Genomic DNA, 24,511 nt, shown 5'->3' with positions numbered 1-24,511 from the left:
GAGTGCGCGTATGGGGCTATAGCGACGGATCTTCCTAAACTGAGACCGATGCACCCGACATTCACTCTCCACACGACGCGTTTCGACGAGGACTATACCCCGTCCGCCGACACGCGCACCACGACCAACTTCGCGAACCTTGCGCGCGGTGAGAACCGCCAGCAGAACCTGCGCAACGCGATCACGATGATCGACAACCGGTTCAACGACCTGGTGCGCTGGGATAACCGCGGCGGCGATCGCTACGCCCTCGACCTCGACATCGTGTCGGTCGACCTGCAGCTGCCGGAGGCGTTCCCGATCATCGAGGTGCTGAACGTGTCGATCCGCGATCGCGTCACGGGCGCGGTGACGCCGGGCATCGTGGGCAACAACTTCTCGTCGTACATCCGCGACTACGACTTCAGCGTGAAGCTGCCGAACGGCCTGCCCGACGACTTCGGCGTGTTGCACGGCCGCGTCTTCGAACGCTTCCTCGAGTCGGACGCGTACCGCTCGCGCTTCGAACAGGATCCGGTGATCTGTATCAGCGTGTCGACGTCGCGCACCTACGAGCGCACGACGAACGAGCATCCCGTGCTCGGCGTCGAGTACGCGCAGCCGGAGGGCTCGCTGACCGACGTCTACTTCGGCAAGATGGGGCTCTCCGTGCGGTACTTCATGCCGCCCGGATCCGTCGCGCCGCTGGCGTTCTACCACCGTGGCGACCTGCTGAACGACTACACGCCCCTGCAGCTCGCCGGCACGATCGCGACGATGGAGACGTTCCAGAAGATCTACCGCCCCGAGATCTACAACGCCAACTCGGCGGCGCCGGCGGTCTACCGCCCGAGCCTCGAGCACTCCGACTTCTCGGTGCCAAAGGTCGACTACGACCGTGACGAGCGCGCCCGCCTGGGCAAGGAGCAGGGCGCCTACACCGAGGAACACCTGATGAAGCCGTACGGCGCGATCCTCGAGGAATGGACGAACCGATGACCCTGCCCCTTCTTCCCACCTCGACGGTCGGGAGCCTGCCGAAGCCCTCGTGGCTGTCGGAGCCCGAGAAGCTCTGGTCGCCGTGGCGCCTCGAGGGCGATGAGCTGCGCGAGGGCACGCTCGACGCGCTGACGCTCGCGGCCGAAGAGCAGCGCCGCGCGGGCCTCGACATCATCAGCGACGGTGAGCAGACCCGCCAGCACTTCGTCACCACGTTCATCGAGTACCTGAACGGCGTCGATTTCGAGCGCCGCGAGACGGTCCGGATCCGCAACCGCTACGACGCGAGCGTGCCGACGGTCGCGGGCGCGGTGAGCCTCGACGGATCCGTGTTCGCGGACGACGCCGCGCACCTGCGCGCCGTGACCGATCGCCCGATCAAGTGGGCGCTCCCCGGCCCGATGACGATGATCGACACCCTCTATGACGCGCACTACGGCAGCCGCGAGAAGTTGGCGTGGGAGTTCGCGGGGATCCTGAACCAGGAGGCCCTCGCGCTCGAGGCCGCGGGCGTCGACATCATCCAGTTCGACGAGCCGGCGTTCAACGTGTTCTTCGACGACGTGCGCGACTGGGGCGTCGCGGCGCTTGAGCGCGCCACCGAGGGCTTGAAGGCGCAGACCGCCGTGCACATTTGCTACGGCTACGGCATCAAGGCCAACAACGATTGGAAGCTGACGCTCGGATCCGAATGGCGCCAGTACGAGCAGACCTTCCCGCTACTGCAGGCGTCGTCGCTCGACATCGTCTCGCTCGAGCGCCACAACTCGAACGTGCCCGTCGAGCTGCTCGGATTGCTGCGCGGCAAGAGGCTGATGGTGGGCGCGATCGACGTCGCGACCGACCGGATTGAGACGCCAGAGGAGGTCGCCTCGACGTTGCGCGGCGCGCTTGCTCACGTCGACGCCGACAAGCTGATCCCGAGCACCAATTGCGGCATGGCTCCGCTGTCGCGCGGCGTCGCGGCGGCGAAGATGCGCGCGCTGGTCGCGGGCGCCGAGATCGTGCGCGGCGAGGTCGCGTAAGGGCCTCGCCGCGCACTCGATATGCTGAACGGCATGAGCAGTGACGCGGTGATGCCCACCCTGCGCGCGTTTGTCGCGGAGCGCGACTGGGCGCAGTTCCACTCTCCGGAGAACCTCGCGAAGTCGATCGCGATCGAGGCCGGCGAGCTGCTCGAGGAGTTCCAGTGGTCGCCCGAGTTCGACGAGGACCGGGTGCGCCTCGAGCTCGCCGACGTGCTGACCTACTGCTACCAGCTCGCCGACCGCCTTGGGGTGGATCCGGAGGCCATCATCCTGGAGAAGCTCGCGATCACGCGCGAGAAGTATCCGGCCGACAAGGCCCGCGGCCGGAGCGCCAAGTATGACGAACTTTGAGATCGAACAGATCGCGTTCGATAAGGCCTCGATTCGTAAACGCGAGGATCCGCCGGGGCCGCTCAGCAACTGGCCCGTCGTCTATGCGCTCAACAACGAGAGCGACGTGTACGTCGGCGAGACCGGCAACGCGCTGCTCCGCATGCTCCAGCACCGCAAGGATCCGAGGAAGCAGCACCTGACCGTTGCGAGCGTGCTGCTCGATGAGAGCTTCCACCGATCGGCCTGCTACGACCTCGAGGCGCTATTGATCCAGTGGTTCTACGCCGACGGCACGTACAACGTGTTGAACGCGAACGACGGTCACCGCAACGAGGCCTACCCCGGCCGCGACGTGTTTCAGGAGCGGTTCCGCGAGGTCTTCGCGGAGTTCCGCAATCGCGGAATGTTCACGCAGACGCTCGAGCAGATCGAGAACAGCGAGTTCTTCAAACTCTCGCCGTTCAAGTCGCTCGTGGCCGATCAGGAGCGCGCGATCCTCGACGTGCTCGACACCCTCTTCGACGACATCGAGTCTGGTCGCGGGGCGTCGATGGTGATTGCGGGCCATCCGGGAACCGGCAAGACGATCGTCGGCATCTCGCTCGTCAAGACGCTGAAAGACATCGAGCTGTCGCGCGGGATCGGGGATTCGGAGCAGGCGAGCCCCATCTCGGACTACTTCGCCCGCGGCTACCCCGAGCTGCTGAAGTACCTCGCGGGCGGCGATTCCTCGTCGCCCCGCCCGCTGCGCGTCGGCTTCGTCGTGCCCCAGCAGTCGCTGCGCGAATCGATCGGGCGCGTCTTCGACCGCACGCCCGGCCTGTCGAAGTCGATGGTGTTGACGGCTTTCGACGTGGGGCAGTCGGCTGAGAAGTTCGACGTGCTCGTCGTCGACGAGGCCCACCGCCTGAACCAGCGCGCGAACCAGCCCTCGGGCTCGCTCAACGCGAAGTTCGCCGAGATCAACCGGCGGCTCTTTACGAGCGATTCGACCGACCGCACGCAGCTCGACTGGATCCGCGAGCAGAGTAGGTTCTCGATCCTGCTGCTGGATCCGGAACAGAGCGTGCGCCCGGCCGACCTTCCGCCGGAGGTCGTCGGCGAGGTGGTCGGCGAGGCCAAGGCGAGCCACCACTACTTCCCGCTCGCGACGCAGATGCGCGTCGCCGCCGGATCCGACTACGTCGGGTTTATTCGCAACGTGCTGGCGGGGCGCGAGACCGCGACGCCAGACCTCGGCGACTACGAGTTTGGGCTCTTCGACGACATCCGGGCGATGGAAGCGGCGATCCGCAAGCGCGACCGAAAGCACGGCCTGTCGCGCCTGGCCACCGGCTACGCGTGGGAGTGGAAGTCGGATCCGAAGAAGAAGGCGCTCTCGGGCGTCCCGCTTGCAAATCGCCCGTACGACATCGAGATCGACGGGCGCCGGTGGCGGTGGAACTCGGCGCCGAAGGACTGGATCAGCTCGCCCAACGCGCTCGAGGAGTTCGGATCCATCCACACCCTCCAGGGCTACGACCTGAACTACGCCGGCGTCGTGATTGGGCCCGACCTGTACTTCGATACCGCGGCCCAGCGGATCCGGTTCGACCGCTCGAACTACTTCGACAAGAAGGGCGTCGAGAACAACCCCAAGCGGGGGATCGTCTACACCGACGACGACATTGAGCGCTACGTGAAGAACGTCTACGCGGTGCTGCTGACGCGAGGGATCCGCGGCACCTTCGTGTACGTGTGCGACGGCGCGCTCCGCGAGCACCTACGGCGGGTCATTCCGCCGATGGCGTAGCGGCAATCCTCGCCCCTCCGGGGCCCCGCCCCGCGACTAGACTTGAGCCCATGAGTGAGCCCACCGTCTTCACCCGTATTCTGAACGGCGAGATTCCCGGTGACATCGTTGCCGAGACAGAGCGTGTCTTCGCGATCACCGACATCGCGCCGCAGGCGCCCCTGCACGTGCTCGTGATCCCCAAGACCGAGCAGTACAAGAACGTCACCGAGCTCGCGGCGGGCGACCCGTCGCTCCTCGCCGAGGTCATCGACGTCGCGAAGAGTGTGGCGGCCGGGAAGGCCGACGGCGAGTTCCGACTTATTTTCAACACGGGGGCGGGCGCGGGGCAGACCGTGTTCCATGTGCACGCGCACGTTCTCGCAGGCGACCTTGAAGAGAGGGCTCTCGTTGGCTGACGAAGCCGAACCGACCACCACCCACATCACCGTCGACAGCGTCGCAATGGTGCACCTGCTCGGCCCACAGGACAAGCTCCTGCGCATGATCGAACAAGAACACCCCGACGTCGACGTTCACGTCCGCGGTAACGAGATCACGCTGACGGGTGACGACGAGAAGGTCGCCTCCGCGCGCGCCCTCGTCGACGAGCTCGTTGCGCTCACGCGTGACGGGATCCCTGCCGCACCCGAGGACGTCGAGGTGTCGAGCCGCGCGCTGCGCAACGGATCCGCACCCGCCGAGGCGATCTTGACGACGCGCGGCAAGGTGATCCGGCCGAAGACCGAGGGCCAGCGCGAGTACGTCGAGTCGATCGACGAGAACACGATCGTGTTTGGCATCGGCCCGGCCGGTACCGGTAAGACGTATCTCGCGATGGCGAAGGCCGTGCAGGCGCTGCAGCGCCGCGAGGTGAGCCGCATCATCCTCACGCGTCCCGCCGTCGAGGCGGGGGAACGGCTGGGCTTCCTGCCTGGCAGCCTCACCGACAAGATCGACCCGTACCTGCGGCCGCTCTACGACGCGCTCAACGAGATGATGGATCCCGAGGTCGTGCCGAAGCTCATGGCGAGCGGCACCATCGAGGTCGCGCCCCTCGCGTACATGCGCGGGCGCACGCTCAACGACTCGTTCGTCATCCTCGACGAGGCGCAGAACACGACGCCCGAGCAGATGAAGATGTTCCTCACGCGCCTCGGCTTCGGCACGCGCATGATCGTCACGGGTGACATCACGCAGGTCGACCTGCCGGGCGGCACGAGCGGCCTGCGGGTCGTCAACCGGATCCTGAACGACGTCGACGATATCCACTTCGCCTACCTGACGAGCGACGACGTCGTGCGCCACAACCTCGTGGGCCGCATCGTCGACGCCTACAGCGCCTTCGACGAGCAGCGCACCGCGCGCCGCGCGGAGGCGGAAGAGGCGCGAGAATTTGCCAACCGGGCCGAGCGACGTCGCGGGATGACCTCCCGCGAGCCCAACCGAAAGCGGGGACGCGCATGATCGACATCAACAACGAGTCCGGCGTCGAGGTCGACCTCGACCTGGTGCTGCGGCTGGCCGAGCACCACCTCGGCGCGCTCTTCGTGTCGGGTGATGCGGATCTCGCGATTCTCATGGTCGACGAGCCCGCTATGGAGCAGCTGCACATCGAGTGGATGGACGAGCCCGGCCCCACCGACGTGCTGAGCTTCCCCATGGACGAGCTTCGCCCCGGCACCTCCGACAAGCCGACGCCTCCCGGGCTGCTCGGCGACATCGTCGTGTGCCCGCAGGTCGCCGAGCAGCAGGCCGAGACGGCCGGCCACTCGCTCATGGACGAGATCTGCCTCCTCACGACCCACGGGATGCTCCACGTACTCGGCTACGACCACGCGCTTCCCGACGAGGAGCGCCGCATGTTCGGGCTGCAGCGCGAGCTGCTCGTCGCCTTCGCGGCCGAGGAACGTAGGCGACGACGCTCATGACGGAGGCGCTCTTACTCGGCGGGGTCGTCGTCCTCGTCCTCCTCGCCGCTTTCATGTTCGCGCTCGACGCCGCCCTCGCGGTGACGAGCTCCGCGGATCTCGTCGACCTCGCGTCGGAGGGGCATAGCCCGCGCGCGCTGGCGCGCATCGCGCACGATCGGGATTCGCACGAGGCGGCCCTCGTCTTCACCCGCGTTCTCGCGGAGGTCGGATCCATCGTGCTCGCGGCCGCCGCGTTCCAGGAACTCGTCGGCGGGCTCTGGTGGGGTGTGCTCATCACCGTCGTGGTGTCGACGATCGTCATCTTCGTCGTCGTGCAGACGGTGCCGGCGATCCTCGGTCGCCGCTACGCCGAACAGATCCTCAGCTTCGGCGCCGGCAGCATTCGCGCCGCGAAGGTCACCTTCGGGGTCGTGGCACAGCCGCTCTCCGCCGTGCTCTCCCGTGTGATCCCTGGCGGCCGGCGCCGCGGATTCGAGTCGGAGGAGCAGCTGCTCTCGATCGTCGACGAGGCCGCGAGCCACGACCTGATCGAAGACGACGACCGCGATCTGATCCACTCGGTGTTCGACTTCACCGACCAGATCGTGCGCACCGTCATGGTGCCGCGCACCGAGATGGTGTCGGTCGAGGCCGATGTGCCGGCGGCCGAGGCCGTCGACATCTTCCTCACGAGCGGTTTCTCGCGCCTGCCCGTTATCAACGGCGACGTCGACGACGTCATCGGCGTGCTCTACCTCAAGGATCTCGTGCAGCACGCGTTCCGCGAGACACCCGGATGGCGCACCTCGCACGTCGCCGCCTACGTGCGCCCCGCGATGTTCGTGCCCGAGCAGATGCGCGCCGAGAGCCTGCTGCAGCAGATGAAGCGCGATCAGGTGCACGTCTGCCTCGCCGTCGACGAGTACGGCGGAATCGCCGGCATCGTCACGCTCGAAGACCTGCTCGAAGAGCTCGTCGGCGAGATCGACGACGAGTACGACTCGCGCAGCAACGAGATCGTCGAGCTCGACGCCGGTAGCTACCGCGTGAGCGCGGGCCTCGGCGCCGACGAGGTCGGTGAGCTCTTCGGCATCGAGATCGACGACGAAGACGTCGACTCGATCGGCGGCCTCATGTCGAAGCACCTCGGCCACATGCCCCAGCCGGGCGAGATGGTCGAGACCGAGGGTCTGATCCTCACGGGCGGCACGTCCCGCGGGCGCGGGCGCGGCATCGCGACGGTGTTCGTCGAGCGCTCCGAGGCGCTCCGCCAGGTCGACGAGGTATTCGGGCGACACCCGCGCACGGGCGACATCGCGGTGCAGAATGCCAGCACACCCGAGGGGAAACCCAGCAAGCGCGGCAAGAATGGATCCCATGACTGATATCCAGCGCAGCGGCTTCGTCACGTTCGTCGGCCGTCCCAACGTCGGCAAGTCGACGCTGATGAACGCCCTCGTCGGCGAGAAGATCGCCATCACGAGCGAGAAGCCGCAGACGACGCGCCGCGCGATTCGGGGGATCCTGAACCGCCCCGGCGGCCAGCTGGTCGTCGTCGACACGCCGGGCGTGCACCGCCCACGCACCCTCCTGGGCCAGCGCCTGAACGATCTCGTCGAGACCGTCCTGGGCGACGTCGACGTCATTGCGTTCTGCGCGCCCGCCAACGAAAAGGTCGGCCCTGGCGACCGCCGCATCGCGGCGTCGCTCGACGGCTACCCGCGTGCGAAGAAGATCGCGATCGTCACGAAGACCGACACGTCCGACCGCGACGAGATCATGGAGCGCCTCATGGAGGTCGACTCGCTCCGCGACGACTGGGCCGCGGTGATCCCGCTGTCGAGCGAGACGGGCGACCAGCTCGAGGTGCTGTCGGACGAGGTGCTCGCGCTGATGCCCGAGGGGCCCGCGCTGTACCCGGACGACATCACGACCGACGAGTCGCTCGAGGATCGCATCGCCGAGATCATCCGCGAGGCCGCGCTGAGCGATGTGCGCGACGAGCTCCCGCACTCGATCGCGGTGCAGATCGAAGACATCGCGCCGCGCGAGGGCCGCGACGACCTCACCGATGTGTGGGCCAACGTGGTGGTCGAGCGCGACAGCCAGAAGGCGATCATCATCGGTCGCAAGGGATCCCGCCTGAAGGACGTGGGCGCTCGAGCCCGCGCCGAGATCGAGCCGCTCGTGGGCACGAAGGTCTTCCTGTCGCTGCACGTGCGCGTCGCGAAGGAATGGCAGCGGGATCCGAAGCACCTCGGTCGTCTCGGTTTCTGAGCATTCTGCTCAACGTTTCTGCCCGTCCGGCCCGTGGGGCGGGCAGATCGCGTGTTACGCTGACATTGTGCGACAGGGTAGGTTCCTCCTTCTTATCTGCCGCGACGAGACCTCGTAAGTCAGGGCCTTCTCGTCGCGGCGTTTCTCGTGGCCCGAATTCCACGAACACCGAAAGATCAAGACGATGAAGAACAATCAAAAGCCCAGCACGATGCCGATCCACAAGTACGTGCCGTTCCACGAGCAGATCACGGTCGACCTGCCCGACCGCACGTGGCCCTCGAAGCACATCGAGAAGGCGCCCCGCTGGTGCGCCGTTGACCTCCGCGACGGTAACCAGGCGCTTATCGACCCGATGACGCCCGAGCGCAAGCGCATCATGTTCGACCTGCTCGTGAAGATGGGGTACAAGGAGATCGAGGTCGGCTTCCCCTCGGCGAGCCAGACCGACTTCGACTTCGTGCGTCACCTGATCGAAGACGGTGCAATCCCGGACGACGTCACGATCCAGGTGCTGACGCAGGCGCGCGAGCACCTCATCGAGCGCACCTACGAGTCGCTCCGTGGCGCGAAGCAGGCGATCGTGCACCTGTACAACTCGACGAGCGTGCTGCAGCGCGAGGTCGTGTTCCGCACCGACAAGCAGGGCGTCATCGACATCGCCCTCGAGGGCGCGCGCCTGTGCAAGAAGTACGAGGCGACGATCCCCGAGACGACGGTCTACTACGAATACTCGCCCGAGTCTTACACCGGCACCGAGCTCGAGTTCGCGCTCGAGATCTGCAACCAGGTCATGACGGTTCTCGTGCCGACGCCCGAGAAGAAGATCATCCTGAACCTGCCCGCGACCGTCGAGATGGCGACCCCCAACGTCTACGCCGACTCGATCGAGTGGATGAGCCGCAACCTCGACAACCGCGAGAACGTGATCCTGTCGCTGCACCCGCACAACGACCGCGGCACCGGCATCGCCGCCGCCGAGCTCGGCTACCTGGCCGGTGCCGACCGCATCGAGGGTTGCCTCTTCGGCAACGGTGAGCGCACCGGAAACGTCGACCTCGTCGCGCTGGGCATCAACATGTTCACGCAGGGAATCGACCCGCAGATCGACTTCAGCGACATCGACCAGGTCAAGCGCACCGCCGAGTACTGCAACCAGCTGCCCGTCCCGGAGCGCAGTCCCTGGGCAGGCGACCTCGTCTTCACGGCGTTCAGCGGATCCCACCAGGACGCGATCAAGAAGGGCTTCGAGGCGATGGCGAAGACCGCCGAGGCCAAGGGCGTCTCGGTCGACGACATCACCTGGGCGGTGCCCTACCTGCCGGTTGACCCGAAGGACCTGGGTCGCTCGTACGAGGCCGTCATCCGCGTCAACTCGCAGTCGGGCAAGGGCGGCGTCGCCTACCTGCTGAAGGCCGACCACAAGCTCGACCTGCCGCGCAAGCTGCAGATCGAGTTCTCGAACGTCGTGCAGACCCGCACCGACAGTGAGGGTGGCGAGGTCACGAGCGACGAGATCTGGAACATCTTCCAGGACGAGTACCTGCCGTCCGGCGCCGCCGACACCACGTGGGGCCAGTACGAGCTGCTCGGCACGACCGTGACGCACGCCGACGGCGCGAGCGTGCTGCAGGCGACGTTGCGCAACGGATCCGACGAGAGCGTCGTCACCGCCCGCGGCAACGGCCCGGTCGCGGCGTTCCTCGACATCGTGCGCGAGGGCGGCTACGACGTCACGCTCTACGACTACAGCGAGCACACGCTGTCGGCGTCGGGCGATGCGGAGGCCGCGGCCTATGTCGAGCTGCAGGTCGACGACCAGCGCCTCTGGGGCGTCGGCATCGACAGCGACATCGCGACCGCATCGCTCAAGGCCATCGTCTCGGCCGTAAACCGCGCCGTGCGGGCGAAGGTCGCGGCGTAACCATCGTCGTGTCATAGCCACTGCGTCGTCATAGCCACTGCGTCGTCATAGCCACGGCGTCGTCATAACCACTGAGGGTCGCCAAGAAATGCCGGGTGCGGCGCCGCCGCACCGACATTTCTTGGCGACCCTTCTCGTGCCGGGCGGGAGATAATTGAGGGATGCCCACCTATCGAGACGACGCGGTCGTGTTGCGCACGCAGAAGCTCGGCGAGGCCGACCGGATCCTCACCCTTCTCACGCGCCAGCACGGCCAGGTGCGCGCCGTCGCGAAGGGCGTGCGCCGCACCTCGAGCAAGTTCGGCGCGCGCCTCGAGCCGTTCATGGTGGTCGACGCGCAGCTCTACGTGGGACGCAGCCTCGATATTGTGCAGCAGGTCGATCAGGTGGGTGCCTATGGCGCGGCGATCGCGGCCGACTACGACAGCTACCTCGCGGCCAACGCGATGGCCGAGGCGGCGCTGCGCCTGGTGGGGGAGGACGATCCGCAGGAGAAGCAGTTCTTCCTGCTCGTCGGCGCACTCCGCTCGCTCTCGCGCACGGAGCACTCGCCCCAGGCCACGCGCGACTCGTACCTCCTGCGCGCGCTGGGCCTCGCGGGCTGGCCCGTCCAGACCGAGGCGTGCGCGCAGTGCGGCGAGCCGGGCGCGCACGCGCGCTTCTCACCGCAGCTCGGCGGCGTCGTCTGCGATCGCTGCGCGCCCGCGGGCGTGCCGCGCGCGGATCCGCTCTCTGTTTCCCTCGTCGGCGCCCTGCTCTCGGGCGAGTGGGCGCTCATCGACCAGGCGGATCCGCAGGCCCTCGACCGCGCGAGCGGCCTCATCGCCGCCTTCGCGCAGCACCACCTCGAGCGCGCGGTGCGCTCGCTGCGCACGCGGTAGTGGCCGGGCCGCGCGCGCGGCGCCGGATCCGGGCGCTGAGATTCTGAGGATCGCGCGAGATTGGGCGTTTTCGCGATAATCGTCAGAATCGCGACCGATCGTCAGAACCTCAGCGTGCGCCGCGCCCAGAGATCAAGAGTCCTCCGGGACGGGCAGGGCATGCGTGATCCGTTGGCCTCGGGGGCGCAGGGGTCCGGATCCGCGTGCTGAGCTTCTGAGGATCGCGCGAGATTGGGCGTTCTCGCAATAATCGTCAGAATCTCGACTGATCGTCAGAGTCTCGACGCGGGGAAGCCACGCAGCGCGATGCTTATGGAAGCGCGTCCGGTGCGTCCATTGCCCGCGCAATTGCGGATCCGGCGTGCTGAGATTCTGAGGATCGCGCGAGATTGGGCGTTTTCGCGATAATCGTCAGAGTCTCGACCGATCGTCAGAACCTCAGCGCGTAGGCAGACGCAATAGCGCCGCTCCTCACGCCGCGCGCGGCGCCGGATCCGCGTGCTGAGATTCTGAGGATCGCGCGAGATTGGGCGTTTTCGCGATAATCGTCAGAATCGCGACCGATCGTCAGAATCTCGGCGCGCCTACGGCTGCGGGGCCTTGTCGACCGCGCCGCCGTAGCGGCGGTCGCGGGAGTGGTAGCTCTGGATCGCGCGCCACAGGTTTTCGCGGGTGAAGTCGGGCCACAGGGCATCGTCGAAGATCATCTCGGCATAGGCCGACTCCCAGAGCATGAAGTTACTCGTGCGCTGCTCGCCGCCCGAGCGGATGAACAGGTCGACGTCGGGCATGTTCGGCAGGTAGAGGTGCTTGCCGATCGTCTTCTCGTTGATGGCGGAGGGCTTGAGACGCCCGGCCTTGACCTCCTCGGCCATCTCGCGCATCGCGTCGACGACCTCCCAGCGGCCGCCGTAGTTGATGCACATCGCGAGGGTCATCGTCGTGTTGTCCTTGGTCAGCTCCTCGGCGACCTCGAGATCCTTGATGACGGATCCCCAGAGCTTCGGCCGGCGCCCGGCCCACCGCACGCGCACGCCCCACTCGTTGAGCTGGTCGCGGTGCTTGTGGAGGACCTCGCGGTTGAAGCCCATGAGGAAGCGCACCTCCGCGGGGGAGCGCTTCCAGTTTTCGGTCGAGAAGGCGTAGACGGAGAGGTGCTTGACGCCCGCCTGCACGGCGCCGGCGATGACGTCGAGCATCGCGTCGACGCCGACGCGGTGCCCGTCGGTGCGCGGCAGGCCCTGCTGGTTGGCCCATCGACCGTTGCCGTCCATGACGACCGCGACGTGGTTGGGGACCGGACCCGCGAAGCGCGGCGGCTCGAGTCCCGTCCAGTTCAGGGGCTTGAACGGGACGGCGTCGGGGTGCGTGTACGGCTTGGCCATCTCGCCATTATCGCGCGAGAGGCTCGGCGAAACGTGTTCGCCGAGCCTCTCGAAGCAATACGCGTTACGCGGGCAGGTTCGCCTCGATGAGCGAGACGATGGCCTCGTCGTCGGGCTTCGTCTGCGGGCGGAAGCGCTCGACCTCGCCCGAGGGCAGGATGACGAACTTCTCGAAGTTCCAGGCGACGGGGCCGCCGAGGCCCGCGTGGTCCGTGTTCTTCTTGAGCGCCTTGTAGAGCGGGGCGGCGCCGGATCCGTTGACCTTCACCTTGTCGACGACGGGGAAGCTGACGCCCCAGGTCGTCGAGCAGTACTCGAGGATCTCGTCCATGGATCCGGGCTCCTGGCCCATGAACTGGTTGCACGGGAAGCCGACGATGTTGAGGCCGCGGTCACCGTAGGTGCGCTGAAGCTCTTCGAGCTGCTCGTACTGGGGCGTGAGGCCGCACTTGCTGGCGACGTTGACGACGATCGTGACGCCCGTGCCGTAGTCGGCGAGGGTCTTGGTTTCGCCCGCGGCGTCGGAGAACTCGATGGCGCGGATGTCGGTTTCGGTGCTCATAATCCACAGGTTACGCCCGTCAGCTATCGTGCGGCCGATCGGTGAGAGAATGGACGGGTGACAGCCGTTCTCGATACCGCCCCCGACGTGCGCAAGATGCCGCCGCTCAAGATCGGACCGCTCACGGTCGATGTCCCCGTCGTGCTCGCTCCCATGGCCGGAGTCACGAACATGGCGTTCCGTCGACTGTGCCGCGAGTACGGCATCGGCCTCTACGTGACCGAGATGATCACGACGCGCGCGCTCGTCGAGCGCAACGACGTGACGATGCGGCTCATCCGCCACCACGAGTCGGAGACCCCGCGCTCTATCCAGCTGTACGGCGTCGACCCGAAGTACACGGGCGAGGCCGCCCGCATCATCGCGGCGGAGGATCACGCCGATCACATCGACCTCAACTTCGGCTGCCCCGTGCCGAAGGTCACCCGGAAGGGCGGCGGATCCGCGTTGCCGTGGAAGAGCGACCTCTTCCGCGACATCGTGAAGGCCGCCGTCGACGGCGCGGGCGACGTGCCCGTGACGGTGAAGATCCGCAAGGGCATCGACGACGATCACCTCACCTACCTCGAGGCGGCGAAGACCGCCGAGTCGGTCGGCGCGGCGGCGGTGTCGCTGCACGCGCGCACCCTCGAGCAGTCGTACTCGGGCGAGGCCGACTGGTCGTCGATCGCGCGCCTGAAGGAGCACATCACGAGCATCCCGGTGCTCGGCAACGGCGACATCTGGAGCGCGGAGGACGCGATCCGCATGGTCGACGAGACCGGCTGCGACGGCGTCGTCGTGGGCCGCGGTTGCCTCGGCCGCCCGTGGCTCTTCGGCGAGCTCGCCCGCGCGTTCGGCGGCGAGGCCCCCGTGGTCGATGCGACGCTCGAGTTCGTGGCCCAGGCGTTCCGCCGCCACGCCGAGCTGCTCGTCGACTTCTACGAGGACGAGCTGCGCGGCTGCCGCGACATCCGCAAGCACGCCGGCTGGTACTTCAAGGGCTACCCCGTGGGTGGGGAGATGCGCGGACGCTTCACGCAGGTGAACACGCTCGCCGACATCGACGCGCTCGTCTCCGAGCTTGACCTCACAGCCCCGTACCCGGGCGAGGGCGTCGAGGGTCCGCGTGGCCGCTCGGGCCGCGCCCGCCGCGCCGTCCTCCCCGAGGGATGGCTCGCGTCGCGCACTATGAATGCGCAGGAATCGGCCGAGTTGCACGAAGCGGAGCTCGATACCAGTGGCGGCTGAACTGCTCCCGGCGGGGTACACGGCCCGCGATAGTGAGCGGTTCCTCACCGAGCAGCATCGCTCGGCGCGCGGCCACTTCGCGCGCGACCGCGCCCGGATCCTGCACTCGGCGGCCCTGCGGCGCCTCGGCGCGAAGACGCAGGTGCTGAGCCCCGCGAGCGACGCCGACTTCGCGCGCAACCGCCTCACGCACTCGCTCGAGGTCGCCCAGATCGGTCGCGAGCTCGCGACCTCGCTCGGCCTCAGCGAAGACGTCGTCGACGCGGCGTGCCTCAGCCACGACCTCGGCCACCCGCCCTTCGGCCACAACGGCGAGCGCGCGCTTAATGAGTGGGCGAGCGACATCGGCGGCTTCGAGGGCAACGCGCAGAGCCTCCGCATCCTCACGCGCCTCGAGGCGAAGACGATGCAGGGCGATCGCTCGCTCGGCCTCAACCTCACGCGCGCGACGCTCGACGCGACGTGCAAGTATCCCTGGACGGTCTCGGATCCGGTGGCCGACCCCGGCGGCCGGCTGAAGTTCGGCGTGTATCCGGAGGACGAAGAGATCTACCGGTGGATGCGCGAGGGCGCGCCCGACCGCGTGCGCTGCATCGAGGCCGAGGTCATGGATCTCTCCGACGACATCGCCTACTCGGTGCACGACTTCGAAGACGCCGTGATGAACGGCTACGTCGACGTCGCGCAGCTCGCGGATCCGGTGGAGCACCACCCCCTCGTCGGCAACATTCAGTCGTGGGTCGGGTACGACTACGGCCGCGACGAGCTCGCCGACGCGCTGTACCGCCTCAGCCGCCAGCCGATGTGGCTGCGCGACTTCGACCGCTCGCGGCAATCGCTCGCGCGCCTGAAGAACCTCACGAGCGACCTGATCGGACGCTTCGCGAGCTCCGCCGTCGAGGCGACGCGCGAGCAGTACCCCGAGGGCGACCTCACTCGCTACCAGGCGCACGTCGTCATCCCGCGCGACATCGAGCTCGAGATCGCGGTGCTCAAGGGCATCATGGGCGCGTCGATCGTGCGGGCCGAGCGCCGCCGCGAGGTGTACCGCGAGCAGCGCGCCGTGCTGACGCGCATCGCCGACGCCCTCTCGACGACCGACACGCTGTTCTCGTCGGGCGCGGATCAGCTGGATCCGGCGTTCGCGGTCGACTATGCGGCGGCGGTCTCCGATGCGGAGCGCAAGCGCGTCATCGTCGACCAGGTCGCGAGCCTCACCGACCAGTCGGCCGTCGCGTGGCACGCGCGGCTCGTGGGCGATATCGACCCGGCGTCCGTCGGGATCCAGCTGCGAGCGGTCGAAGGGCGAGACTGATGCCGCGCATCGTCGCGGCCGACATCGAAGAGGTCAAGTCGCGCATCAACATCGCCGACGTGATCGGCGAGCGCGTGGCGCTGAAGGCAGCAGGAGTCGGCTCGCTCAAGGGGCTCTGCCCGTTCCACGACGAGCGCAGCCCCAGCTTCAACGTGCGCCCCAGCCAGGGCTTCTACCACTGCTTCGGTTGCGGCGAGTCGGGCGACGTCTTCACGTTCCTGCGCGAGCTGGATCACCTCTCGTTCACCGAGGCGGTCGAGCTCATGGCTCAGCGCGTCGGGTACGAGCTGCACTACGAGGAGGGTGGCGGTCCCGCCCCCGAGAAGACGAGCGGCCGCGCGCGCCTCTTCGCCGCGAACACGCAGGCGGCCGAGTACTTCCGCCAGCGGCTGCTCTCGCCCGAGGCGGAGGCGGCGCGTGCGTTCCTGGGCGGGCGCGGCTTTGATCCGGGCGCCGCGGCCCACTTTGGTGTCGGCTACGCGCCGAAGGGGTGGGATCACCTCATGAACCACCTGACCGGCCAGGGCTTCACGCGCGACGAGCTCGTCACGGCTGGCCTCGTCTCGACGAACCAGCGCGGCGGCGTGTACGACCGTTTCCGCGGCCGCATCGTGTGGCCGATCCGCGACGTCACGGGCCAGACGATCGGCTTCGGCGCGCGCAAGCTCTACGACGAGGATCAGGGGCCGAAGTACCTTAACACCCCCGAGACACCGATCTATAAGAAGAACCAGGTGCTCTACGGCCTGGATCTCGCGAAGCGCGACATCTCGCGCGGCGACCCCAAGCGCGTCATCGTGGTCGAGGGCTACACCGACGTGATGGCCTGTCACCTCGCGGGGCTCACGACGGCCGTCGCGACGTGTGGCACGGCGTTCGGATCCGAGCACATTCGCACGCTCCGCCGCGTCATGGGCGACGATTCCGCGACGGGCGAGGTCATCTTCACCTTCGACGGCGACGAGGCGGGCCAGAAGGCGGCGCTGCGCGCGTTCTCGGAGGCCGAGCGGTTCTCGGCGCAGACGTTCGTTGCCGTCGCACCCGATGGGCTGGATCCGTGCGATCTGCGCCTGCAGCGCGGCGACCAGGCGGTTCGCGGCCTGCTCGAGAACCGCGCTCCGATGATCGAGTTCGTGATCGACCGCAAGATCGGCGGCTTCCCGCTCACAAGCGTCGAGGGCCGCGTCGGCGCGCTGCGCGCCGCGGCGCCGATCGTCGCCGAGATCAAGGACCGCCTGATCCGCCCGGGGTACGAGCGCATGCTCGCGCAGCGCCTGGGCATGGATCCGACCGACGTGCACCGAGAGGTTGAGTTTGCTGCGCGCGGCGGTCGGCGCGAGGAGCGCCAGGCCCAGCCTGCAGGCACAGCCGTGCCGTCGGTGACGCTCGCGAACCTGCCGCGCACGACCGACGTCGCAATCGAGCGCGACGCGCTGACGGGGATCCTGCAGTACGGGCACCTGATCGAGCCTGCCCTGTTCCAGCGCGCGCTCGAGTCGACGTTCCGCACACCGGCGCTCGACGAGGTGCGCAAGGCGATCCTCGCGGTCGACCGCTCGAAGGTCGGCTGGGGCCAGGCGGCGCTCGATCAGTTGCCGCAGTCGCTGCGCCAGCTCGGGGGAGAGGTGCTCATGCGAGACTTCCCCGCGCGCGACGAGCAGCACGCCGCCGTGTCGGCGAACGACCTCTGCCGCAGGATCATCACGCGCTCGCTCGATGCGCTGAAGCACGAGCTCCTCGGAGAGCTGCAGCGCCTCGAGCCCGGCAGCCCCGACGGACGCGCCGTGCAGATTCGCCTGCGCGATCTTGAAATGGAACGCCGCCGACTCATCGAGGAGAACTGATGGCACTTCCGGACCTGACCGAGTGGGCCCTGCGCCTCGATGACCTGAGCGTGGCCCGCGGACGCGGCCCGTCGAGTGTCCGCGCGGTCGACGGCGTGACCTCCGAACTCCGCTTCGGGGAATCGCTCGTCGTCTCGGGCCCCACCGGATCCGGAAAATCGTCGCTCGCGCTCGCGCTCTCGGGGCGCGCCGATCGCGACACCCGCATCGTCGGCGGATCCGCGGTCGTCTGCGGCATCGCGCCGGAAAGGCGCGGCCGCGCGAACAACGTGCTCACCTTCCGGGTCGGGTACCTGTCGCAGGACGCCGGCCCGCGGCTGGATCCGGATCGCACGATCGGGGAGCTCATCGCGCTGCCGCTCGTCGAGCGCGAGCCGCGCCTCGCGCGCCGTCAGGTCGAGATCCGCATGTCAAATCTCTTGGACGAGGTGCGACTGCCGCTCGGCGCCGCGGGGAAGTTTCCGCACGAACTCAGTTCGGGCATGCGCCAGCGCGTCGCGCTCGCGATGACGCTCGTGCTGGATCCGCGGCTGCTGATCGCCGACGAGCCGCTCGCCGGCATCGACATCGAGGTGCGCCACGTGGTGCGCGACGCGATCCTGCGCCGCCAGGAGGAGTGGGGCATGGCCGCGCTCGTGATCTCGAACGACGCGGAGTTCGCCCGCGAGATCGGCGCCGACCAGCTCGTGATGGATCAGGGATCCGTGATCGGCGCGCGCCGCGCGGGGGAGGACGCCCTCGTGACCCCCGGCGCCGACGCCGCGCTCGCGTTCCTCGGCGCATAGTAGCGACGCTGGCCGCCCCGCGGAGGGCGGGACGGCCAGCGTCGATGTCTATTTAGCGGCCGCCGCGCACAGATGCGGGACGGCCAGCGTGAGGGACGACTTAGCGCTTCGAGCCCTTGAGCGTGCCCGTGACGGGGACGATGTCGTTGTTTTCGTCGACCTCGAGAACCATGCACTGGATCTGGCGGTCGCCGTCGCCCCACGACTGCAGGCTCGGCACGTAGTAGCTGAAGGTCAGCGAGGCCGACTCTTCGACGGGGATGCCGACGAAGTCGGTAAAGGCGTCGTAGCACTTCTGGCTGGCGTCGTCGTCGATCTGGGCGTTGGCCGTTGCGTAGTCGTCGCCGAGGTCAAGCTCGTACTCGTAGTAGAACTCGTAGTCGTGCTCCTCCGAGCACGGCACGACCTCAACGTCCGTGACGGTGTCTTCGGTGGGCTCGGCCATGCAGTCGCCGACCTGAATGTCGAAGACCGAGTCGGTGCCGGCCTCCGTGACCTCGTTCGTCTCGCTATCGCGCTGCGAACCGCCGAGGAGGGAGCTGATCTGGCCACAGCCGGCCAGCGACGTCGCGGCAAGAAGAGCGCCGCCCATGAGAAGCGTGCGTGCGGTGCGGGTGCGAAGAATCATGCAGACCTATCTGTGAATGTGTGATGCGTGTACTGAACCAGTGTAGGGAAAAACACCCGCCTCCCAGTACCGGGTTTACACTTCCAGGTCGTCGATTCCCGGGGTCCAGCTCACGCCGGGCACGCCCCAGCGGCGCTTCTTCACGATCTTCTGCGCCGTCTTCCAATCGCCGTCGGAGATGCGGTCGATGTAGACGACGCCGTCGAGGTGATCGAACTCGTGCTGCATGATGCGAGCGCGCCACCCGTCGACCTCGATGCGCACGGGCTCGCCCTCGAGGTCGATGCCCGTCACCATGACGCGGCTCGAGCGACGAAGCGGGAAGCTCTCCCCGGGGAAGGAGAGGCAGCCCTCCGACTCGCTGTCCTCGTCGGGCTCGCCCGGCTCGAGAGGCACCATCCACAGCACGGGGTTGATGACCTCGCCGCGCCAGGGGTTACCCTTGTCGTCCTCGTAGGTATAGGTGTAGATCCGCAGGCCCACGCCCACCTGGGGCGCCGCGAGGCCGACGCCGGGCGCCGCGTCCATCGTTTCGTACATGTCGGCGACGAGCGTGCGGATCTCGTCGGTGATCTCGCCGACCTCTTCGGCGGGAGCGTGCAAGACGGGGTCGCCCCAGATGCGAATTGGGAGAATAGCCATAGCTCAAGGCTAGGGGTAGCCCCATGGCGCTCTCCGAGAATATGCCAGTACGCTCGTGACGTGAGCTGGTTTGAGACCTTCGTATCGACCGTGTCCAGGCGAGGCGATGAGCTCGTCGGTCTGTTTGACAACCCCGGCCTCCTGCTCGGGATCCCGCTGGCGATCGCCGGCGCGGTCTTCATGTCGCTCGGCGCGCAGTACCAGAGCCGCGGCGTCCGCAAGGTTGAGGCCGAGTCCGGCCGCACCGGCACCAAGGGGCTCAGCACCTCCCACCTCGTCGCGCTCTTCCGGCGCCCGTCGTGGGTGCTCGGCACGCTGATCCTCGGCGCCGCGATCGTCTGCCAGCTCTCGGCGCTCGCGATCGCGCCCCTCATCGTCGTGCAGCCCCTCGGGGCGATCTCGCTCGTCATTACGACGATGCTCAACGCGCAGATGACGGGGCATATGCCGACGCGGGCATCTCTCACGGCGACGGCACTCTGCCTCGGCGGCATCTTCGTCTTCGTCGGTTTCGCGGCGTTCTACGCCGTGGAGCGCCCACTGCAGGACTCGCAGCTCATGGTGCTGCTCGTCATCCTCTTCGTTGTGCTGATCCTGGTCGGCTTCGCCTGGCTCTTTTTCCGGATCCGCGCGGGCGCGCTCTTCTACATCACCGGCGCGGGCGTGCTGTACGGCTTCGTCGCGACGCTCGCAAAGGTCATCATCAAGCGCGTGCAGGTCGGCGACTTCGGCCTGCTGACGATTGCGTGCGGCCTCGCGCTCGCGGCGGCCGGCCTCGTCGGCGCGTACTTCGTGCAGACGGCGTACTCGTCGGGCCCGCCCGACCTCGTGATCGCGGGCCTCACGGTCGTGGATCCGATCGTCGCCGTGATCATCGGCGCGACCCTGCTCGGTGAGGCCGTTCGGACGCCGGTCTGGACCCTGCTGATCTGGGTGCTCGCCGGCGCCGTCGCCGCCGTCGGCGTCGCGCTGCTCGCGAAGCATCACCCTCAAGTCTTGAGCGAGAACCAGAAGCGGGCCACGCCCGACCCGGCCGTGCCGGAAACAGGCGGCGAGGACCGGTAAAGTAAGTAGCCGCGGGACCGTAGCCAAGATGGTCAAGGCAGCGAGCTCATAACTCGACGATCCGTGGGTTCAAGTCCCACCGGTCCCACGTTTTGCGAAGCGCCGTGCACACCCTGCACGGCGCTTCGTCGTCGTCCGGAAAGCGTGACAGGGCGCGACGCGCCCGGGGACGCCGCCGAATTGGCCCTTGCGCGTGGGGCGGTGTTAGGCTTAATGAGTTGCCGCGCAAGGGGTAACAAAACGAGATGATCCTCGATAGCTCAATGGCAGAGCAGCCGGCTGTTAACCGGCAGGTTGTTGGTTCGAGTCCAACTCGGGGAGCTTCCGGCCCTCACCCTTCGGGGTGGGGGCCTTTTCCGTTTCGCCGAACAGATAGCCGACAGTGACGTCGAGCTCATCTGCAAGGTCGGCGATTTCCTGCGGCGCGAAGCCGCGCTGACCCTTGAGCTTCTTGCCGAGGCCGCCGGCGTCCACGCCGATGCGGTCGGCGATCGCCTTCAGTGTGATGCCCTCGCGCCACATCAGCATGTGCACGCGTTCGCCGATCTCGGCGTCAAGGTCGCGCGAGGCGGTCTTTCGCTTGGTTGTCTCCATAGTCGCGATAGTACTACAAATCAGACAAACGCGACAAGTACGCATCGCGAGGCGCGAACCGTCTTATTTGTCTGTTATGGTGCCTTCATGCAGACAAATAAGACGGATTCGTCTCAATTGCTTAGGCCGTCGGAGGCGGCGGCGCTCCTCGGTGTGACGACCCGGACTCTGTTGCGCATGTCCGAGCGCGGCGATGTGGCCTCGCTTGAGCTGCCGAGCGGTCACCGCCGCTATCGGTACTCCGACATCGACGCGCTGATCGCGGACTGATGACCTCCCCAGTCGCGGATCCGCTACCGCGCGCAGTGCTCATCGAGATGCTGCGCGAGGCGTACGACCGGATCCACGTGCTGGAGCGCGAAGCCGACTACTGGTATGCGCGCACCTTCTACAGCCGTGACGAACTCGAGCAGATGTATCGCCGAGCGTCACGCGGTTTCCCCACCAGCGAAAGTAGCCCCTCATGAACACCGACATTCGCCGCGCGTGGCTTGCCGCCGACGCCGCAATGAAGCAAGCGAACGTGATCGAGACCCGCCTCAACGCCGACGAGCGCCTCGGCGCGCTCGAGATGATGACCGCACTGCGGCGTTCTCTCGGCATCATCGCGCTCGCACTCTCCGACGCGACCGAGAACGTCGACGTGCCCAAGCCGCCCGCCTACATGACGGCCCCGCCGAAGTCGGCCGTCTCCCACGTCTCCATCGACTCCTTCACACCTGAGGAATGGAACGCCGCGTCGCGCAAGGTCATGGGGGCCTTGTGATGTACCCCGACGACTACATCGACCCCGCGATCGGCCTGCCGTTGGCAGCGGCCCTCTGGATCCTCTATTTCGTGATGCGAGCGAAGGTGAACAAGCAATGACGATGATCGACCAGCGCCGCGAGGCCATGCTCGGCGCGACGATGCAGATCAAGGTGTACCTGCCTGTCGAGACGTTCCGCGAGCTCGTCGGCCACGCCCGCGAGCGCAACATCGAAGTCGGCGAGCTCGTCTCGCGCCTCGCAGTCGCATCGATCAAGCCCAAGCCCACGGCACATGCGCCCGTTCCCGAGGCACAGAAGCCCGGCCTCGCAGGCCCGCGTGACCCCATCACGCCCGAAGTGCTGTTCTACGCCCTCGACCTCCGCAACAACACCAGCATGACGTGGGAGCAGATCGCCGACAAGGTCGGCTATTCCCGAGGCGGTCTCTACGTCGCCATGAAGAAGGCCGGCCTGCGATGAACACGAGAGACATCTACCAAAACATGTCCGAAGAAGAGCTTCTTCGCGCCTATCAAGCAGCCGAGGCGCGAGCGAAGAAGAACCTCCTTGACGGGTATCGGTATCTCGCGGCTGACCAGGTGCGTGCCGCGCGCCGTATCTCGAGAGAAATCGTGAGGCGGCGCCAGGGCAAGACGAGCCTCCTTGATCAGGCGCGCCGTGCTGTTCAGCGCTACCCCGTGGCGGCGATCGCGATCACGTTCGTGATCGGTATCGCTCTGGGGGTAGCGCTATGAGTACGCGCAAGCTCACCGTCGGCGAGGTCGCCGCGCGCTTCGGCGTGACGCCGGCTACCGTGCGCCGCTGGGCAGACCAAGGTGACCTCGAGTGCACCCGCACCCTCGGCGGCGCGCGCCGCTTCGACTCTGACGAGATCGAGCGTGCCGCGCGCAAGCAGCAATGAGCGTCGGATCCTCGCGCGGCGCGGCCTGGGAGACACTGCGCCTCACGGTCCTCGATCGCGACGGCTGGCAATGCGCCTACTGCCACAAGCACCTCGAGGGTAGCGACGCGACCGCAGACCACATCATCCCGAAAGACGCCGGCGGCGCCGACGAGCTGGATAACCTCGTCGCCGCGTGCCGCCGTTGTAACGGCATCAAGAGCAACCAGATCGTCGCTCGGATGCCGTGGTACAACCCCCAATGGCTGGAGTCCATGCCATGACCTCGATCTCGCAGTTCATCAACCCCGACACCGAGAAGCTCGATGCGACGCTCATCGCCGACTACGTCGCGCACGAGCCGACCATCCTCGGCCGCGGTGTCGATGGAGACCTCTACGAGTACCGCGAAGGCATCTTCGTCCGCTCCGAGAAGGTCATCACGCAGCGCGTTGCAAAGGCCCTCGGCGGCCGATACTCGACCAGCGTGCGCAGTCAAGTCGAGGATCACATGCTCAACGTCGAACTGCCCGACGTTGGCCTGCCAGACCTGCCCGCTGGCTACCTCGAGTACATCGTCGTGGAGAACGGCATCTACTGGTGGCGCGACGACCAGCTCGAGGACCACTCGGCCGGCCTCGGCGCGCTGTCGAAGCTCCCGATCGAGTTCGACCGCGGCGCGATCCCGCACACGTTCATCGAGTGGATGAAGCAGGTCCTCGGCGACGACGAGGACATGCACCGCCACCTCTGGGAGGTCATCGGCTACATGCTCATGACCGGCAACCCGCTGCAGAAGATCTTCCTGCTCTACGGCCCCGGCGGCAACGGTAAAGGCACGCTACTGCGCCTGCTTCGCCACCTGCTCGGCCGCAACAACTACTCGAGCATCTCGATGCACCAGCTCGTCGATGACCGCTTCGCGACATCAGGCCTCTACGGCAAGATCGCGAACATCTCCGGTGACCTGTCGGCGCGCTTCCTCTCCGACCCGCAGGTGCTCAAAGAGATCACCGGCGGCGACTCGATCAACGCCTCACGAAAGTTCGGCCAGTCGTTCGAGTTCGTGCCCTACGCCGTGCCGATCTTCGCGTCCAACGAGTACTTCCGCACCTCCGACAGCTCGAGCGGCTGGCGCCGCCGCTGGGAGGTCCTCGAGTTCACCCGCAACGTGATCAGCGGCACCGCCTTCGATGAGCAGGCCCTGCTCGATGATGCCCCGGGCATCTTCAACTACGCGATGAACGGCCTGCGCGACCTCATGCAGCGGGGCCGATTCGACCCGCCTGCCAGCGCGCAGGAAGCTACCCAGCGCCTACACGACGAGGCGGACCCCGTCATGATGTGGCTCGATGACGACGAGCTCGTCGTCACCGGCCCCGACGAGCTCGCGCCGCGCGCGGACATCTACAAGCGGTACGTCAAGTGGTGCCGCTCGAGCGGCTACACGCCCCTCGCGGTCGGACCATTCGGCAAGCGCCTCGCGCAGGCCGGCTACGGATCCACCCGCCCCCGCTCGGCCGGCGCACGCTCGTGGCACTACACGGGCCTGTCGCTGGCCAGCTACGGCTGGGACGACGAGGAGTGATCGTGGCCACGAGCGTGCGCGGTCCAGGCAGGCGGCCGCCCCGCGCCCCCTCGCCCCCACGACTAAAAGGCGCTTCGCGCTCATACGTGGCATGTGGTCCAGGTAGCAGGGCGGTCTG

The 24,511-nt window shown here is 67.3% G+C and carries 28 protein-coding genes and 2 tRNA genes; 26 read left to right on the top strand and 4 right to left on the bottom strand.

Going from position 1 to position 24,511, the window contains the following annotated elements; genetic code table 11:
* The first annotated feature begins 48 nt into the window (after nucleotides 1-48).
* From DTO57_RS03510 to recO, 11 genes are all read left to right on the top strand, one after another.
* Nucleotides 49-978, top strand: coding sequence for a putative oxygenase MesX (locus tag DTO57_RS03510; protein WP_114116806.1), 930 nt, complete (start codon nucleotides 49-51; stop codon nucleotides 976-978).
* Nucleotides 975-2,003 carry a methionine synthase gene (locus DTO57_RS03505; protein ID WP_114117271.1) on the top strand — a complete coding sequence of 343 codons (1,029 nt, stop codon included), beginning with the start codon at nucleotides 975-977 and terminating at the stop codon, nucleotides 2,001-2,003. Before DTO57_RS03510 ends, DTO57_RS03505 begins: the two co-directional genes overlap by 4 nt.
* A 33-nt stretch (nucleotides 2,004-2,036) precedes the next feature.
* The gene (locus DTO57_RS03500; RefSeq protein WP_114117270.1) at nucleotides 2,037-2,357 is read left to right on the top strand and encodes a nucleotide pyrophosphohydrolase; all 321 of its coding nucleotides are present in this window, start codon (nucleotides 2,037-2,039) and stop codon (nucleotides 2,355-2,357) included.
* On the top strand, nucleotides 2,344-4,131 hold the full coding sequence (locus tag DTO57_RS03495; protein ID WP_114116805.1) for a DUF2075 domain-containing protein: 1,788 nt from the start codon (nucleotides 2,344-2,346) through the stop codon (nucleotides 4,129-4,131). Before DTO57_RS03500 ends, DTO57_RS03495 begins: the two co-directional genes overlap by 14 nt.
* 50 nt (nucleotides 4,132-4,181) lie before the next feature.
* Nucleotides 4,182-4,529: an HIT domain-containing protein gene (locus tag DTO57_RS03490; RefSeq protein ID WP_114116804.1), complete on the top strand. Its 348-nt coding sequence runs from the start codon at nucleotides 4,182-4,184 to the stop codon at nucleotides 4,527-4,529.
* 46 nt (nucleotides 4,530-4,575) lie between these two features.
* Nucleotides 4,576-5,577: a PhoH family protein gene (locus DTO57_RS03485; RefSeq protein ID WP_229730366.1), complete on the top strand. Its 1,002-nt coding sequence runs from the start codon at nucleotides 4,576-4,578 to the stop codon at nucleotides 5,575-5,577.
* On the top strand, nucleotides 5,574-6,041 hold the full coding sequence (ybeY, locus tag DTO57_RS03480; RefSeq protein ID WP_114116802.1) for an rRNA maturation RNase YbeY: 468 nt from the start codon (nucleotides 5,574-5,576) through the stop codon (nucleotides 6,039-6,041). The genes DTO57_RS03485 and ybeY overlap by 4 nt, the downstream gene beginning before the upstream one ends.
* A complete protein-coding gene (locus tag DTO57_RS03475; RefSeq protein WP_114116801.1) occupies nucleotides 6,038-7,408 on the top strand; it encodes a hemolysin family protein in 1,371 nt (456 codons plus the stop codon). The genes ybeY and DTO57_RS03475 overlap by 4 nt, the downstream gene beginning before the upstream one ends.
* Nucleotides 7,401-8,300, top strand: coding sequence for a GTPase Era (gene era / locus DTO57_RS03470; RefSeq protein ID WP_114116800.1), 900 nt, complete (start codon nucleotides 7,401-7,403; stop codon nucleotides 8,298-8,300). The genes DTO57_RS03475 and era overlap by 8 nt, the downstream gene beginning before the upstream one ends.
* Before the next feature lie 184 nt (nucleotides 8,301-8,484).
* Complete coding sequence (gene leuA / locus DTO57_RS03465; RefSeq protein ID WP_114116799.1) at nucleotides 8,485-10,224, top strand: 2-isopropylmalate synthase; 1,740 nt, start codon at nucleotides 8,485-8,487, stop codon at nucleotides 10,222-10,224.
* 161 nt (nucleotides 10,225-10,385) lie between these two features.
* Entirely contained in the window at nucleotides 10,386-11,105 is a 720-nt protein-coding gene (recO, locus tag DTO57_RS03460) for a DNA repair protein RecO (protein WP_114116798.1), read from the top strand.
* A gap of 584 nt (nucleotides 11,106-11,689) precedes the next feature.
* Here the strand turns inward: recO and DTO57_RS03455 are convergent.
* Both DTO57_RS03455 and DTO57_RS03450 read right to left on the bottom strand, forming a co-directional pair.
* The gene (locus DTO57_RS03455) at nucleotides 11,690-12,490 is read right to left on the bottom strand and encodes an isoprenyl transferase (protein WP_114116797.1); all 801 of its coding nucleotides are present in this window, start codon (nucleotides 12,488-12,490) and stop codon (nucleotides 11,690-11,692) included.
* A 64-nt stretch (nucleotides 12,491-12,554) separates the two neighbouring features.
* Nucleotides 12,555-13,052 (bottom strand): glutathione peroxidase, encoded by a 498-nt coding sequence (locus DTO57_RS03450; protein ID WP_114116796.1) that lies wholly within the window; start codon nucleotides 13,050-13,052, stop codon nucleotides 12,555-12,557.
* Nucleotides 13,053-13,148: 96 nt separating this feature from the next.
* On the opposite strand from DTO57_RS03450, the gene dusB reads away from it, so the two are divergent.
* Genes dusB through DTO57_RS03430 form a run of 4 tightly spaced genes read left to right on the top strand, consistent with a single transcriptional unit; the run spans nucleotide 13,149 to nucleotide 18,226 of the window.
* Entirely contained in the window at nucleotides 13,149-14,282 is a 1,134-nt protein-coding gene (gene dusB / locus DTO57_RS03445) for a tRNA dihydrouridine synthase DusB (RefSeq protein WP_114117269.1), read from the top strand.
* Nucleotides 14,227-15,597 carry a deoxyguanosinetriphosphate triphosphohydrolase gene (locus DTO57_RS03440; RefSeq protein ID WP_114116795.1) on the top strand — a complete coding sequence of 457 codons (1,371 nt, stop codon included), beginning with the start codon at nucleotides 14,227-14,229 and terminating at the stop codon, nucleotides 15,595-15,597. Before dusB ends, DTO57_RS03440 begins: the two co-directional genes overlap by 56 nt.
* On the top strand, nucleotides 15,597-17,441 hold the full coding sequence (dnaG, locus tag DTO57_RS03435) for a DNA primase (protein WP_114116794.1): 1,845 nt from the start codon (nucleotides 15,597-15,599) through the stop codon (nucleotides 17,439-17,441). The genes DTO57_RS03440 and dnaG overlap by 1 nt, the downstream gene beginning before the upstream one ends.
* The gene (locus DTO57_RS03430; RefSeq protein WP_114116793.1) at nucleotides 17,441-18,226 is read left to right on the top strand and encodes an ATP-binding cassette domain-containing protein; all 786 of its coding nucleotides are present in this window, start codon (nucleotides 17,441-17,443) and stop codon (nucleotides 18,224-18,226) included. The genes dnaG and DTO57_RS03430 overlap by 1 nt, the downstream gene beginning before the upstream one ends.
* A gap of 100 nt (nucleotides 18,227-18,326) precedes the next feature.
* On the opposite strand, the gene DTO57_RS03425 is transcribed toward DTO57_RS03430, so the two are convergent.
* Both DTO57_RS03425 and def read right to left on the bottom strand, forming a co-directional pair.
* Nucleotides 18,327-18,854, bottom strand: a complete 528-nt coding sequence (locus DTO57_RS03425; protein ID WP_114116792.1) for a septum formation family protein — start codon at nucleotides 18,852-18,854, stop codon at nucleotides 18,327-18,329.
* Between the two features lie 75 nt (nucleotides 18,855-18,929).
* Nucleotides 18,930-19,496: a peptide deformylase gene (gene def / locus DTO57_RS03420; protein ID WP_114116791.1), complete on the bottom strand. Its 567-nt coding sequence runs from the start codon at nucleotides 19,494-19,496 to the stop codon at nucleotides 18,930-18,932.
* Between the two features lie 60 nt (nucleotides 19,497-19,556).
* Between def and DTO57_RS03415 the strand changes: the two genes are divergently transcribed.
* The 11 genes from DTO57_RS03415 (at nucleotide 19,557) to DTO57_RS03370 (ending at nucleotide 24,393) form a co-directional block, all read left to right on the top strand.
* Complete coding sequence (locus DTO57_RS03415; RefSeq protein WP_229730318.1) at nucleotides 19,557-20,561, top strand: DMT family transporter; 1,005 nt, start codon at nucleotides 19,557-19,559, stop codon at nucleotides 20,559-20,561.
* 13 nt (nucleotides 20,562-20,574) lie between these two features.
* Nucleotides 20,575-20,649 (top strand) — tRNA-Ile (locus DTO57_RS03410).
* Nucleotides 20,650-20,810: 161 nt separating this feature from the next.
* Nucleotides 20,811-20,882, top strand: a tRNA-Asn gene (locus tag DTO57_RS03405).
* The gene (locus tag DTO57_RS03400; protein WP_162785642.1) at nucleotides 20,859-21,425 is read left to right on the top strand and encodes a helix-turn-helix domain-containing protein; all 567 of its coding nucleotides are present in this window, start codon (nucleotides 20,859-20,861) and stop codon (nucleotides 21,423-21,425) included. Before DTO57_RS03405 ends, DTO57_RS03400 begins: the two co-directional genes overlap by 24 nt.
* A complete protein-coding gene (locus DTO57_RS14325) occupies nucleotides 21,425-21,622 on the top strand; it encodes a hypothetical protein (RefSeq protein WP_162785641.1) in 198 nt (65 codons plus the stop codon). Before DTO57_RS03400 ends, DTO57_RS14325 begins: the two co-directional genes overlap by 1 nt.
* Entirely contained in the window at nucleotides 21,619-21,921 is a 303-nt protein-coding gene (locus tag DTO57_RS03395; protein WP_114116789.1) for a hypothetical protein, read from the top strand. Before DTO57_RS14325 ends, DTO57_RS03395 begins: the two co-directional genes overlap by 4 nt.
* A 97-nt stretch (nucleotides 21,922-22,018) precedes the next feature.
* Entirely contained in the window at nucleotides 22,019-22,384 is a 366-nt protein-coding gene (locus DTO57_RS03390) for a hypothetical protein (RefSeq protein WP_114116788.1), read from the top strand.
* On the top strand, nucleotides 22,381-22,659 hold the full coding sequence (locus DTO57_RS03385) for a hypothetical protein (protein ID WP_114116787.1): 279 nt from the start codon (nucleotides 22,381-22,383) through the stop codon (nucleotides 22,657-22,659). Before DTO57_RS03390 ends, DTO57_RS03385 begins: the two co-directional genes overlap by 4 nt.
* Nucleotides 22,656-22,826 (top strand): MerR family transcriptional regulator, encoded by a 171-nt coding sequence (locus DTO57_RS03380; RefSeq protein ID WP_114116786.1) that lies wholly within the window; start codon nucleotides 22,656-22,658, stop codon nucleotides 22,824-22,826. The genes DTO57_RS03385 and DTO57_RS03380 overlap by 4 nt, the downstream gene beginning before the upstream one ends.
* On the top strand, nucleotides 22,823-23,089 hold the full coding sequence (locus DTO57_RS03375; protein WP_114116785.1) for an HNH endonuclease: 267 nt from the start codon (nucleotides 22,823-22,825) through the stop codon (nucleotides 23,087-23,089). The genes DTO57_RS03380 and DTO57_RS03375 overlap by 4 nt, the downstream gene beginning before the upstream one ends.
* Nucleotides 23,086-24,393, top strand: a complete 1,308-nt coding sequence (locus DTO57_RS03370; protein ID WP_162785640.1) for a DNA primase family protein — start codon at nucleotides 23,086-23,088, stop codon at nucleotides 24,391-24,393. The genes DTO57_RS03375 and DTO57_RS03370 overlap by 4 nt, the downstream gene beginning before the upstream one ends.
* Nucleotides 24,394-24,511: the final 118 nt, after the last annotated feature.

The sequence above is a fragment of the Microbacterium sorbitolivorans genome, from assembly GCF_003327285.1.
Lineage (GTDB): Bacteria > Actinomycetota > Actinomycetes > Actinomycetales > Microbacteriaceae > Microbacterium > Microbacterium sorbitolivorans.
The sequence above is the reverse complement of the archived record's forward strand: the minus strand, read 5'-3'. Positions and strand labels throughout refer to the sequence as shown.